A 12,948-nucleotide genomic window follows, 5' to 3' on the forward strand; every position below is an offset into this window, starting at 1 on the left:
ATGTTCATGCAAGTCGGTTTCGGCGCCGTTCTGATTGTGCTGGCCATGCTGGTGCTGTCGGCGTTTCGCATCCTGCGCGAATACGAGCGCGGCGTGGTGTTCCAGCTGGGGCGCTTCTGGCAGGTCAAAGGGCCGGGGCTGATCCTGTTGATCCCGGTGATCCAGCAAATGGTGCGGGTCGACCTGCGCACAGTGGTACTGGATGTGCCGCCGCAGGATGTGATCACCCGCGACAACGTTTCGGTCAAGGTCAACGCAGTGTTGTACTTTCGCGTGCTCGACCCGCAGAAAGCGATCATTCAGGTTGAGGATTTTCTGGTGGCAACCAGCCAGCTGGCCCAGACGACCCTGCGTGCGGTGCTGGGCAAACACGAGCTGGATGAGCTGCTGGCAGAACGCGAGCAACTGAACCTGGACATCCGCCAGGTGCTGGACGCGCAGACGGATGCCTGGGGCATCAAGGTGGCCAACGTCGAGATCAAGCACGTTGACCTGAACGAGTCGATGGTACGCGCCATCGCCCGCCAGGCCGAGGCCGAGCGCGAACGTCGGGCCAAGGTGATTCATGCTGAGGGTGAACTGCAGGCGTCGGAGAAACTGATGCAAGCCGCACAAATGCTGAGCAAGGAGCCGGGGGCGATGCAGTTGCGCTATATGCAGACGCTGGGGACGATTGCCGGGGACAAGAGCTCGACCATCGTCTTCCCGCTGCCGATAGATCTGCTGAAGGGTTTGGTGGACAAGGAGAAAGAGTGATGGGCCAATCGCGGGCTTGCCCGCGAATGGCCTGTATGCGGCCTGTCAGACCGGCGCGCGGCGCAAGGTCGCGAGGAAGGTGGCTGCACCAATGAACAACCCGGCAAAGGTGCGGTTCAAACGCTTCTGCTGTTTGGGGGTGCGCAACATGCGCAACACATGCGAAGCCAACCCGGTGTACCCCGCCATCACCAGCAGGTCGACCGTGACCATGGTCACGGTGATCGCCACATATTGCGGCAGCAGCGGCGCATGGGGATTGAGAAACTGCGGCAGCACCGCCAGCATGAACACCAGCGCCTTGGGGTTGCTGATGTTGACCAGGAAACCACGGAACACCAGGCTCAACGGCTTGCCGATCGGGCGCACGCCTGATTCATCGCTCATGTCCATCGGCAGGGCACGCCACTGCTTGTAGGCCAGGTACACAAGGTAGGCGACGCCAAACCACTTGATGACCTGGAACGCCGTGGCCGAGGCGGCCAGGACGGCACCGACGCCGGCGGCGATGATGGCGATCTGCATGATCAGGCCCAGCTGCAGGCCCAGGGCGTTCCAGTAACCACGCCAGAAGCCGTACTGCAGGCCGCTGGACATTGAGGCAATCGCCCCGGCACCGGGTGAAAGGCTGATCACCCAGCAGGCGGCAAAGAAGCCTAACCAAACTTCCATCGACATCACACACCTCGCTCGAACATTTGTTGCAAAACGTTAAGCTAAGGTTTTGGCGAAAAAATAACCAGTGCTTTCTGATGGATTTGTGGTGCCTGACCTGGCCTCTTCGCGGGCACACCCGCTCCCACACCTACAGTGCATTTTCAGACGCTGTGGAATACCTGTGGGAGCGGGCGTGCCCGCGAAGGGGCCAGTACAGGTTCAGTCCGCTTCGGCAGCTGTTTCTTTGTGCAGGGCCTGTACCTCGGCACCGCGCCAGCGCCGCACCGACTTCTGGAAGAACTGACTATTGGGCACCTGCACCAGCGCCCCGCCCGCTTCGGGCACTTCCAGCAGGGTGGTAAACAGCAGGTTGATAGCAATCACCCGGCCTTTCACGCCTGGCTTGTCGAGGGTGTCGACCAGCTCGACCACATCGCCGATGCGAAACGGCCCGACCGTGAAAATCAACACCGCGCACAACAGGTTGGACAGCACGCTCCACATGGCGAAGAAGGCCACCGCCGCTACCGCTACGAAGCCGGAAAGTGCTGTCCACAACACGGTTGCCGAAACGCCCATGCGCTCCAGCACGAACAGCAGCGCGCTGCCCATGATCAGCCAGCGCAGGCCGCCGCGCACGGGCACCAGCAGCTCCGGCGGTAACGGGTAACGCTGGCCCAGGCGGCTCAACCCGCGAGCAATGATGCGCTGCAGGACGAACGCCGCGGCCAGGATCAAGAGGATCTGCAAACCCAGCCAGAAGGTGTCCATCCATTGCCCTGGCAGCAGCGAACGCAGTTCCTCCATCAGGACAACGCCTCGAGTTCGGCCTGCATGCTTTCAAGGGTTTCCAGCGCTTCCATCCAGGCCTCTTCCAGCTCGCCTTCGCGTTGCTTGAGCTTGGTCTGGCGCGCCAGCAGGTCGCGCAACTCGTCCTTGCGCGCCGCCTCGTAAAGGCCACCTTCACCCAGCGCGGTCTCGATCTCGGCCAATTGCGTGTGCACCTGGTTGAGCTCGGTTTCCAGCTTGTCGGCAGCCTTCTTGTGCGGTGCCAACTGCTGACGCAAGGCTGCGGCAGCCTGGCGCTGGGCTTTCTTGTCGGTCTTGTCCGGGTTGGCCGGTGCAGTACTGGCCGGCGCACTGCGCTGGCGGTACTCGACCAGCCAGCGGCTGTAGTCCTCCAGGTCACCGTCGAAGGTGTCGACCTTACCGTCGGCCACCAGCAGGAAGTCGTCCGTGGTGCTCTTGAGCAAATGACGGTCGTGGGACACCACCACCACTGCACCGGCAAACTCCTGCAAGGCCATGGTCAGTGCCAGACGCATTTCCAGGTCCAGGTGGTTGGTCGGTTCGTCAAGCAGCAGCAGGTTTGGCCGCTCCCAGGCAATCAGCGCGAGTGCCAGGCGGGCCTTTTCGCCACCGGAGAAGTTAACCACCGGCTCGTCGCAGCGGGCACCATGGAAATCGAAGCCGCCGAGGAAGTCGCGCAGCGTCTGCTCACGCTCGGCAGGGGCGATGCGCTGCAGGTGCAGCAGCGGGCTGGCCTTGTCGTCCAGCGAGTCCAACTGGTGCTGGGCAAAGTAGCCTACAGCCAGGTTCTCGCCACGAACCAGACGGCCCGACAACGGCTCCAGCTCACCTGCAAGGTTCTTGATCAGGGTCGACTTGCCGGCGCCGTTGGGCCCGAGCAGACCAATACGTGCGCCTGGGGTGAGCTGCAGTTTGACCTTGTCGAGGATGGCCTTGTCGCCATAACCCAGGCGACCTTCGGAAAGGCTCAGCAACGGGCTGGAAATTTTCTGCGATTCACGGAAGACAAAGTCGAACGGCGAATCGACATGCGCCGCCGACAGCTCTTCCATGCGCTCCAGGGCCTTGATTCGGCTTTGCGCCTGGCGGGCCTTGGTGGCTTGCGCCTTGAAGCGGGCAATGTACTTCTCCATGTGCGCGCGCTGCGCTTGCTGCTTCTCGTAGGCCTGCTGCTGCTGCGCCAAGCGCTCGGCACGGGTGCGCTCAAAGGCGGTGTAGCCGCCTTTGTACAAGTTGAGCTTGCGTTGCTCGACGTGCAGCACATGGTCGACCACGGCATCGAGGAAGTCACGGTCGTGGGAGATCAGCAACAACGTGCCGGGGTAGCCCTTGAGCCAGTCTTCCAGCCACAGGATCGCGTCGAGGTCGAGGTGGTTGGTGGGCTCGTCGAGCAGCAACAGGTCGGACGGGCACATCAGTGCCTGGGCCAGGTTCAGGCGCATCCGCCAGCCACCAGAGAAATCGCCGACACGGCGGTCCATCTGTTCGTTGGTGAAGCCCAGCCCAGCCAGCAACTTGCGCGCACGGGCATCGGCGGTATAGCCGTCGGCGCTTTCCAGCTCACTGTGCAGGCGCGCCAGGGCGGTGCCGTCGTGGGCCTGCTCGGCCGCGGCCAGTTCGGCCTGGACCTTGCGCAGGCGCACGTCGCCGTCAAGCACATAGTCCACAGCCAGGCGGTCGAGGGTGTCGACCTCTTGGCGCATGTGGGCGATGCGCCAGTCACCGGGCAGTTGGCAGTCACCGGCATCGGGCGACAGCTCACCGCGCAGCAAGGCGAACAGGCTGGATTTTCCGGCGCCGTTGGCGCCGATCAGGCCGGCCTTGTGACCGGCGTGCAGGGTCATCTCGGCGCCTTCTAGCAAGCGCTGCGGACCACGCTGTAAAGTGAGGTTGGATAGTCTGATCATGATGGTCGCGGAGTCTACCAGCTTCCTCGGCCCATAGCGCGAGTGGAACCATGCACACCGACCTGTGGAATTACGCCCTGGCCCTGTATGCCAGGCCCGGCGTGGAAGCCGCCTGCCTTGAATTGCAGGCACTGGGTGGCGATGTCTGCCTGCTGCTGTGCGCGACCTGGCTGCAAGCACGTGGTGTGGCCGTACTGGGCGAACGTGCGCAAGCACTGCAGGAACTTGCCAAGCCCTGGCAGCGTGACGTGGTCGCCCCGCTGCGCAGCCTGCGCCAGGAATGGCGAGCCACAGCATCGGGTGATACACAACTGGCGGCATTACGTGAGCAGGTGAAGGGGTTGGAGTTGCAGGCTGAGAAAGCCTTGCTGGAGCGCTTGCAGGAACGCTCGCAACAGTGGCCCGTGGGCTCCCATGAGCCCGCGGACGACTGGCTGGCCCGGCTGGCACCGGACCAGGCCCTGCATCATGACGCGCTAGTTCAGTTGCGCGTCGCAGCGGCTGCGCTTCAGGACGCCGAAGGTACCTGAGCCGGAGTACTCACAGGTGCCGACGGTGCAGCAGCAGGCGGGCTCACCGAGTTGGTTGTGGCGGCCGGTGTAGCGGGTTTGGCTTCAGCAGGCTTGGCGGCGGGTTTGGCGGCCGTGCGTGCAGGAGCCTTGGCGGCAGCTGGTTTTGCGGCCGGCTTGGCAGCTGGCTTGGCCGCAGGTTTGGCGGCAGCGGTCGCCTTGGTAGCCGGTTTGGCTGCAGGCTTGGCAGCAGCGGTCGCCTTGGTAGCCGGTTTGGCTGCAGGCTTGGCAGCAGCGGTCGCCTTGGCAGCCGGTTTGGCCGCAGGCTTGGCGGCAGCGGTCGCCTTGGCAGCCGGTTTGGCCGCAGGCTTGGCGGCAGCGGTCGCCTTGGCAGCCGGTTTGGCCGCAGGCTTGGCGGCAGCGGTCGCCTTGGCAGCTGGTTTGGCCGCAGGCTTGGCGGCAGCGGTCGCCTTGGCAGCTGGTTTGGCCGCAGGCTTGGCAGCAGCGGTCGCCTTGGCAGCCGGTTTGGCCGCAGGCTTGGCGGAAGCGGTTGCCTTGGCAGCCGGTTTGGCCGCACGTTGATCAAGGGCCTTGCCTGCAGCTTCGCGTACCTTGCCTACACCCTGAGCCAGCTTGAGGCTGTCCTGAGCATCGCGTTTGAGTTGCTGAATGTAAGAGCGCGTCTGGGTTTGACGCTCCTTGAGAGACTCGAGCAGTTCTTCAAGTTCACCGATGGCTTTTTGCGCCTTGCTTTGCGCCTTGGCTTTACCCGCCTTGGCCGCGTCTTGCAGTTTCAGGCGACCGTTGTGCAGTTTTTCCTGCGCCTTGCCACGCTGCTTTTCCAACTTCGCCAGCAGTTTTTCCGCATCAGCCAGCGCTTGCGAGCAGGCCTCTTCCAAGTGTTCGAGCAAGCTGCCCGAAAGTTGCTGGAGCAGGTGTAACGGCGTACTTACTGGCTTCTTTTTGGCCGACATGGTTTACCTCCTGGCTGACGAGATTGCGGCTCATACTATGCTTCTGCTGCTACCGCCGCTAGGGCATGTTGACCGTAATGTTTACGCCGCGTTGCATGCCTGGGCAAAGTTGTTATCTTGCAGCTGCGTGAAAGTGTAGTTGCTGAATTAATCATTGCTGGTATTTGGGAGTCAGGCGTTGCCTCGATATCTTGTTTTAGGCTTATGCCTGATGGCACCCCTCGCCTTGGCCGACAACGACGACCACGATTTGGCCTACAGCCTGGGTGCCAGCCTGGGTGAGCGCCTGCGCCAGGAGATGCCGGGCTTGCAACTGGACGCACTGGTCGAAGGCCTGAAGCAGTCCTATCAGGGGCAACCCCTGAAACTCGACAAGGCACGCATGCAGGCGGTGCTGCAGCAGCATGAAACCCAGGAAGGCGACGCCGCTGTGCAAAAGCTGCAGGCCGCCGAAACGCGTTTCATGGCTAATGAACGTGGGCGTTATGGGGTGCACGAACTAACGGAAGGTGTGCTGTACAGCGAATTGCAGGCAGGCACGGGTGCACAGCCAAAAGCGGGCGGCAAAGTGCAGGTACGCTATGTGGGCAGATTGCCGGATGGCTCGGTATTCGACCAGAACCAGACCCCCCAATGGTTCAACCTGGATTCGGTTATCGAAGGCTGGCAGGTCGCCTTGCCGAAAATGCACACCGGCGCCAAGTGGCGCTTGGTAATACCTTCAGCGCAAGCCTATGGCGCCGAGGGGGCGGGAGACCTGATTGCACCCTACACCCCCTTGGTATTCGAGATCGAACTGCTGGCGGTTGGCGACTGACGTCAACCTCAGGCCTGCACTGCACCCTCTTCTTTGTGTGCGTTGTGCAGCACTTCGATCAGGCAGTCTTCAAGCTCGAAGCGCTCATGCAACAACCCGCCCAATTTGGCCAGCTTCTCGGCAAAGCGTTCGGTGTCCTTGCACTCCCCCTTGGTGCAATGGTCATTGAAGGCCAGTGCGATCTGAGTACTGTCGTTGATCCGTGGGTTGATCTCTTCGGCCAGCTTCAGCGCCTTCTTGTCTCCGAACGCCTTGGCCTCGCTGACCAGTTGCTCGCAGACTTCGAAGTGCCACGCCGAAACGTAGTCGACCAGAAGGGCACAAAAGTCCCCGTTGGTGTCCTTGTCGGCGAAGGCTGGCCTCACATCGCGCAGGGCGCGGAAAGCCTGCACCAGTTCCTGGCGCTCCTCCAGCCAACGGTCGATCAGCTTGTGAACCCCACCCCAGCGTTCCTGGGCGTTCTGACAACTATCGAGCATGGCGATCTCTTCCCTTCTGGGTAGATGCCGCTGCACCTCGCACCACGACCGCGCAGCACAAAGGTGACATCAGCAGGACGGCATCGAGCAGTTGTTTTTCCGGTATGCGTGCTGGGAGATTATTCCCGCGCGTGCTGCCCTTCAAGGTACGCAGCACACAAAGTTCATACAAGTGTTTAATACCCTGTTACATCACCATTGGTCGCGCTAATGGCACAACCTTGCGCCAGGTCATGTTCTTGCCAGGGTGCGGAAACGATACGCCAGCAGGCAACTCAAGGGCAGCACCGCCAGCAGCAGGAAGGCCAACAGGCTCCATTCCGGCAGTGTCAGATCGAGAAAGCTCCAGGCAAGCGAACGACAATCCGGGCCACCCAGCAACAGTTGCCGTGCCGCCTCACCCCAGGATTGCTCGAACACTCGCCCGATCGGCACCGGGCATACCTCATTGACCCCCTCAGCCCCCTGCAACCAGACATGCCGTGCTGCCAGCAATGCGCCGGCCAGCGAGCAGCCCAGCGCCAGCCGAGCATAACGAAGGATGCCCCGCGTGCCCGGCGCCTGCAGCACGGCTGCGAAGCACAGCAGCGCGTACACGCCAAGCAGCAACCGTTGGCTGAGGCACAACGGGCACGGCATCAGCCCCACTGTGTTTTCCAGACGGAAAGACGCAACCAGTACCGCCAGTGCGACCAGGCAGGCAGGAAGAAAAAAGGTGCGCAAACGGGCCGGCAGCATGGGCGGTGAAGGTCCCGGGGAAAAAGTAGTGGCTTGAAACGGTAGAGGAAAGACACGCTTTGTTTCAAGGCACGACAGCAACGACAAGTCACTGAATCGCGTAGGAAATTTCCAGATATTCCGTAGGAGGCGACGGAAGAAATGGACTTCAGATCAAACTGACAGCGAAAGATAAATTACCTGCCCCCAAAGCCCGCACCTTTGCGCGGGCCTTGGGGTAGGTCAGGCGCGTACGCCTTCTGGCAAAGGCAGCGCCAGCAGGCGCTCGTCCAGCAGGCCAAGGCCCTCCTGGAACAGCTGGTTGCTGCGCTCGGTCTCGCCTAGCCCCGCGAGCAGGCGGGCCAGCTCTGCACAGGCCTCGGGGTTGCGCTCCATGCGCAGGCTGCTTTCAAGGTAGTCACGCGCCTTGCCCCACAAGCGGTTTTGCAGGCTCAGACGGCCCAGGGTCAGCAGCAGGCTGGCGTCTTGCGGGTGAGCCTTGAGCCAACCTTCAGCGGTTTGCAGCTGACGCGCCGGGTCATCACCACGCACCAGGCCGTAAAGGCGGGCCAGGTGGCTTTCGTAGTCGCGCTTGAGGGCCGTGCGCAGCACCTGTTCGGCCTCGTTCTGGGCACCTACCTGGCGCAGTTGCTCGGCGTACGCCAGCACCAGTTGTGGCTCCTGGCGCTGGGCTGCGGTCAGCTGCTGCCAGGCGCGCTCCAAGGATTGACGTGCACTGAGCGCATCTTCGCCACGGGTGGTCGCCAGGCTAAGGTTCTGGCCCCAGGCGCGTTGTTCCAGAGCAGCCAGCTCGGCGGCGGGCAGCACTTTACCCTTGCGCAGGTCGGGCATCAGGCGGATCAGTGCAGACCAGTCGCCGCGCTCCACGTAAAGGCGTTGCAGCAAGCGCAGCACCTGGCCGTTGTGCGGGTGGCGTTCCTGCATGGCCAGCAGGGTTTCCAGGGCCCCATCGTTTTCGCCACGGTCCATTTGCAACTGGGCATGGGTCAGGGCAATGGCCAGCTCCGCTTGCGGTTGGCGCTCCAGGGCACGCTCCAGCAAGTTGTCGCTGTCTTCGGTGCGGCCTTGCTCGTTGGCGGCACGCGCGGCACCAAGGTAGTACAGCAACGGCTGGCGCTCAGCCTCGGCGGCACGGTGCAAGTGCCGTTGGGCACTGGCCCAGCGGCCTTCGGCAAGATCGAGCTGGCCCTGTTCGATCGCCAGGCGGATACGTCGGCTGCGGTTACGCCGTGACCACGGGTTGACCACACCACTGGAAGTCAGCACCAGGCCGACCAGATAGCGCAGCAACCACAGCAGCAGGACGACCGCCAAAATACCCGCCAAGGCAGCCCACAGCCCCGACTGATAACGGAAGCCACCATAGGAAATCAGTACATAGCCGCTGTGCTTGGCGACCGCGATGCCCAGTGCCGCAGCAACCACGATCGCAAGCACGGCCAACAGGTAGACACGCTTCATGGCTTGCCCCCTTCAGCCTCGGCCGGCAGGTGACGGCGCTGAATATAGGCCTGCACTGCCGCCAGGCTTTCACTAAGGTCAGGGGTAACCACCGACACCGGCTGATCGGCCAACGCATTGAGGCTGTCGAGCATGGCCTTGCTTTGCGGGTTGTCTGCATTGAAGTTGGCCAGCAGTACGCTGCGGGCGTCGTCCAGCGCCTGCGTGTAAACCTTGGCATCACCATTGAGCGCCGCCCACTGGGCCTGCTCGATAGTCAGGCTCAGGGCCAGGCGCAGCTGGTTCAGTTGCTGCCCGGCCAGCAACGGACGCACGTTTTCATCAGCGTTGAAGTCAATCTGGAAGTACTTGGATATTTCTGCCCACCACTGCGACAGCCTGCTGGCACCATCACCGTCGGCGGTCAGGGCGCCAAGCGCATCGGCGTTACTGTCGAACTCGGGGGACTGGGCGCTCAGCTGCTGTACCAGCTCACGCTGCGCAGCCAGCTTCAAGAACAGGCCTGTGCGGTCCGGTTGCTGAGTGCTGTTGAGCGTGGCCAGGCTGCGTGCCAGTTGCTCGCGGGCAGCGAAGGCACCCGGGTCGCTCTGCTCGCGCAGGATCTCGTCGGCGCCTTCGACCAGGGCTTTGGCACTGGTGATGTCCTGCAACGCCGAAAGGCGCAGGGTAGCCAGCCGCAGGAGGTGCTCGGCTTCGGCCAGGCGCCACTCTTTGCGGCTTTCTCCCAGCACGGTTTCCAGGCGCTGGCTGAGACGCTGCTGGTCGCCCTGCAACTGGGCTACCAAACGCCGGCGGTCTTCCAGCTCACTGGCGGCTGGCAGACTGGCCAGTTGCGCACTGATCTGCTGTTCACGTTGCTGCAGCGCCTCGGCGCGCTGGGTCAGCGCCTCGATGTGCTGGCCCTGGTTGAACTCACTGCCCTGCAGTTGACGCACCTGCCAGACACCCCAGCCACCTACCGCCACCCCGGCCGCACCCAGCAGCAAGGCCAGCGCTGCCAGGCCACTGCCGGAGCGCTTGGCAGGTGGGGTGGTAACGGGTTCCGCAGGCGCCTGTGCCGACGGTTGATCGTTATTGGACAAGACAGTCTCGCTCACGTATCCATCCTTTGCATGGGGGCGCACCGCATTCAGCTTAGCGCCTTAAGAGGCAGGTGCAGCGCTACGCTGCACGGCTGCCAGCAAGGCCGTGGCACTGGCGCCACGGCAATCCACAACCTGTTGGGCCCCGGCGGCCTTGGCCTGCTCGGCGACCCGCGGGCTGGGCACGAACAACGGCAACTGGGCCAACCGCAGCCAATCGGCACCGGCCATCTGCTGCAAATGTTCAAAACCCTGCCCACTGCTGACCACCAGGCCATTGAGGCGTTCCGCTTCAATGCGGCGCATCAGCGTACCCGCCGGGTAGGCCGGCAGGCAGCGACGATACAGTTCCAGATATTCGACACTAGCACCTTGCTCTGCAAGACGCTCTGCCAGCAGTTCGCGACCTCCGACGCCGCGAACGATCAAGACACGCGGTGCCGGCTCGGTAAGTGCCTGGCGCAGGGCCGGCAGTGCCAGCAAGGCTTCGCTGTCATCGCCACGCGGCGGAAAGCTTACCTCCAGCCCTGCACCCTGCAGCACCCCAGCGGTTGCCTCACCCACGGTGAACCAGCCCCGCTGCGGAGGCTGGATGCTGGTCTCGGCCAGATGCTCAAGCAACAGCCGGGCGGCCGGTTTGCTGACCACAATGATCGCCTGGAAGTCATGCAAGCCCTCCAGCGACAGTCGCTGTGGGGCTTGCACGGTAATAGGTTCAATTTCCAGCAGTGGCAGGCAACTGCTACCCACGCCCGCTGCCGCCAGGCTTTGCGCCAGCGCCGCGCAGTCCTCGGCAGGCCGGGTCAGCAACAGGCGCCATTGGCTCACGGGTGACCGGCCTCGCCGTAGACTTCCTTCAGAATGGCCTCGGCGCCCTGCCCCAGCAGGTCTTCGGCCACCTGTACGCCCAGGGCCTCGGCAGCGGCACGGGGTGCACGGGCATCGGCCACCAGCAAGGTCCCGCCGCTAGGCTGGCCGACCAGGCCACGCAGCCACAGCTGGTCACCTTCAAGGACCGCGTAGCAGGCGATCGGCACTTGGCAGCCACCATTCAGGCGTTTGTTCAGGGCGCGCTCGGCGATCACCCGGTCAGCGGTGTCGACATGGTGCAGTGGCGCCAGCAGTGCATGGATCTCAACGTCGGCACTGCGGCACTCGATGCCCACCGCGCCCTGACCACCTGCCGGCAGGCTGTCATCGACGCTGATGGTGGAGGTGATGCGGTCCTCGAAGCCCAGACGGATCAGGCCCGCCGCGGCGAGGATGATGGCGTCGTACTCGCCGGCATCCAGCTTCGCCAGGCGGGTGTTGACGTTGCCGCGCAGAAAGCGGATTTGCAGGTCTGGGCGGCGCGCCAGTAACTGGGCCTGACGGCGCAGGCTTGAGGTGCCGACGATACTGCCGGCGGGCAGTGCTTCGAGGCTGTCAAAGGTATTGGAAACGAAGGCATCACGCGGGTCTTCACGCTCGCAGATGCAGTACAGGCCCAGGCCCTCGGGGAAGTCCATGGGCACGTCTTTCATCGAGTGCACGGCGATGTCGGCTTCGTTGTCCAACAGCGCGGTTTCCAGTTCCTTGACGAACAGCCCCTTGCCGCCGATTTTTGCCAGCGGCGCGTCGAGCAACTTGTCGCCGCGGCTGACCATGGGCACCAAGGTCACCTGCAGACCGGCGTGGGCCTGCTCGAGGCGGGCCTTGACGTATTCGGCCTGCCACAGGGCCAAAGCACTTTTACGGGTGGCAATGCGGATTTCGCGAGTGGACATGAAACGCCCCGATCCAGAGAAATACCGCCGATCATAACAGCATCGCCGGTATCGCTTGCAGATACGGATCAACAGGCCACACGCAGTCAGGTGCAGGAGCGGCCCGAGTCCAAGGGCCTCAGAGGGTCTGCATCATCTTGCGCACACCGGCCACATGGCGACGGCTGACGGTCAAGGCATCGCCGTCCAGGCCTTTCAGATACAGCTGAAAGTGCCCCAGCGGGGTGCGCTGCAAGCGTTCGATGCGCTCGCGGGCGACCAACGCATTGCGGTGGATGCGCACGAAGCGTTCGCCGAATTCGTCTTCCAGGGCTTTGAGTGGCTCGTCAAGCAGCACCTCCCCGGTTTCGTGACGCAAGGTCACATACTTGTGGTCGGCAATGAAATAGATCACCTGGGATAAAGGGATCAGTTCGATGCCTTTACGCGTGCGGGCACTTATATGGCTGCGAGGGCCGCCGCCTTCATTGGCCGGCCGGGTAAGCGCCGCCAATTGGGCGCGGTTGGGTTTTTCGGCCTTGCGCAAGGCATCGCGCAAGGCCTGGGCCTGGAAGGGCTTGGTCACATGGCTGAGGGTACTGTCCTTGAATGCCTCTGCACCGTATTCATCATCCCCGGAGCAAAACACCACCGCCGGCGGCGCCTCGCGTTCGCACAGGCGAGCGGCAACCTGCAGGCCATCCAGGCCTGGCATGCCGATGTCCAGCAGGACCACATCGGGCTTGAGGCTTTCAATCAGCGCCAAGGCCTCATCGCCGTTGGTGGCGCTGGGCTCCAGCACAGTGTAACCCTCCAGTTCGCCGAGCAGCCGGCTGAGGCGTTCACGGCCTTGGGGTTCGTCATCAACGATCAGGACATTCATAATTGCGCTGGATTCCTGAATGAGTCTCGCACAGGTATAGCGTAGACAGGTGTGGTTCGAGCGACACTGCGGTCACGCTCTAGACCGGTGCGATGGCCAAAGATTCACTCGGCCCGGCAGATTCACTGCC

Annotated in this window: 14 protein-coding genes; 3 read left to right on the forward strand and 11 right to left on the reverse strand. The window is 63.0% G+C overall.

Annotated elements, in window-relative coordinates:
* Positions 1–756, forward strand: coding sequence for a slipin family protein (locus ACK59Z_RS18925; RefSeq protein ID WP_014861487.1), 756 nt, complete (start codon positions 1–3; stop codon positions 754–756).
* A 45-nt stretch (positions 757–801) separates the two neighbouring features.
* Here the strand turns inward: ACK59Z_RS18925 and ACK59Z_RS18930 are convergent, their stop codons facing one another.
* The 3 genes from ACK59Z_RS18930 to ACK59Z_RS18940 form a co-directional block, all read right to left on the reverse strand.
* Positions 802–1,434 (reverse strand): LysE family transporter, encoded by a 633-nt coding sequence (locus ACK59Z_RS18930; RefSeq protein WP_003255879.1) that lies wholly within the window; start codon positions 1,432–1,434, stop codon positions 802–804.
* A gap of 198 nt (positions 1,435–1,632) precedes the next feature.
* Complete coding sequence (locus ACK59Z_RS18935; protein ID WP_003255880.1) at positions 1,633–2,220, reverse strand: mechanosensitive ion channel family protein; 588 nt, start codon at positions 2,218–2,220, stop codon at positions 1,633–1,635.
* A complete protein-coding gene (locus ACK59Z_RS18940; protein ID WP_409293557.1) occupies positions 2,220–4,130 on the reverse strand; it encodes an ATP-binding cassette domain-containing protein in 1,911 nt (636 codons plus the stop codon). The genes ACK59Z_RS18935 and ACK59Z_RS18940 overlap by 1 nt, the downstream gene beginning before the upstream one ends.
* A gap of 50 nt (positions 4,131–4,180) precedes the next feature.
* On the opposite strand from ACK59Z_RS18940, the gene ACK59Z_RS18945 reads away from it, so the two are divergent.
* On the forward strand, positions 4,181–4,660 hold the full coding sequence (locus ACK59Z_RS18945; protein WP_409293558.1) for a TIGR02444 family protein: 480 nt from the start codon (positions 4,181–4,183) through the stop codon (positions 4,658–4,660).
* On the opposite strand, the gene ACK59Z_RS18950 is transcribed toward ACK59Z_RS18945, so the two are convergent.
* Positions 4,639–5,613 carry an AlgP family protein gene (locus ACK59Z_RS18950; protein WP_409293559.1) on the reverse strand — a complete coding sequence of 325 codons (975 nt, stop codon included), beginning with the start codon at positions 5,611–5,613 and terminating at the stop codon, positions 4,639–4,641. The two genes, ACK59Z_RS18945 and ACK59Z_RS18950, sit on opposite strands and share 22 nt — an antisense overlap.
* Positions 5,614–5,791: 178 nt before the next feature.
* On the opposite strand from ACK59Z_RS18950, the gene ACK59Z_RS18955 reads away from it, so the two are divergent.
* Positions 5,792–6,430, forward strand: coding sequence for an FKBP-type peptidyl-prolyl cis-trans isomerase (locus tag ACK59Z_RS18955; protein ID WP_108190270.1), 639 nt, complete (start codon positions 5,792–5,794; stop codon positions 6,428–6,430).
* Between the two features lie 8 nt (positions 6,431–6,438).
* Here the strand turns inward: ACK59Z_RS18955 and ACK59Z_RS18960 are convergent, their stop codons facing one another.
* From ACK59Z_RS18960 to ACK59Z_RS18990, 7 genes are all read right to left on the reverse strand, one after another.
* Entirely contained in the window at positions 6,439–6,909 is a 471-nt protein-coding gene (locus tag ACK59Z_RS18960; protein WP_003255887.1) for an Rsd/AlgQ family anti-sigma factor, read from the reverse strand.
* 231 nt (positions 6,910–7,140) lie between these two features.
* The gene (locus ACK59Z_RS18965) at positions 7,141–7,647 is read right to left on the reverse strand and encodes a disulfide bond formation protein B (protein ID WP_108190271.1); all 507 of its coding nucleotides are present in this window, start codon (positions 7,645–7,647) and stop codon (positions 7,141–7,143) included.
* 222 nt (positions 7,648–7,869) lie between these two features.
* Positions 7,870–9,108: a heme biosynthesis protein HemY gene (locus tag ACK59Z_RS18970; RefSeq protein ID WP_108190272.1), complete on the reverse strand. Its 1,239-nt coding sequence runs from the start codon at positions 9,106–9,108 to the stop codon at positions 7,870–7,872.
* A complete protein-coding gene (locus tag ACK59Z_RS18975; protein ID WP_003255892.1) occupies positions 9,105–10,205 on the reverse strand; it encodes a uroporphyrinogen-III C-methyltransferase in 1,101 nt (366 codons plus the stop codon). The genes ACK59Z_RS18970 and ACK59Z_RS18975 overlap by 4 nt, the downstream gene beginning before the upstream one ends.
* A 45-nt stretch (positions 10,206–10,250) precedes the next feature.
* Entirely contained in the window at positions 10,251–11,018 is a 768-nt protein-coding gene (locus ACK59Z_RS18980) for a uroporphyrinogen-III synthase (RefSeq protein ID WP_003255894.1), read from the reverse strand.
* Positions 11,015–11,956 carry a hydroxymethylbilane synthase gene (gene hemC / locus ACK59Z_RS18985; protein ID WP_108190273.1) on the reverse strand — a complete coding sequence of 314 codons (942 nt, stop codon included), beginning with the start codon at positions 11,954–11,956 and terminating at the stop codon, positions 11,015–11,017. Before hemC ends, ACK59Z_RS18980 begins: the two co-directional genes overlap by 4 nt.
* A 118-nt stretch (positions 11,957–12,074) precedes the next feature.
* Positions 12,075–12,818: a LytTR family DNA-binding domain-containing protein gene (locus ACK59Z_RS18990; protein WP_003255896.1), complete on the reverse strand. Its 744-nt coding sequence runs from the start codon at positions 12,816–12,818 to the stop codon at positions 12,075–12,077.
* Positions 12,819–12,948: the final 130 nt, after the last annotated feature.

The sequence above is a fragment of the Pseudomonas sp. KCJK9058 genome (assembly GCF_046230975.1).
GTDB classification, from domain to species: Bacteria; Pseudomonadota; Gammaproteobacteria; order Pseudomonadales; family Pseudomonadaceae; genus Aquipseudomonas; species Aquipseudomonas alloputida.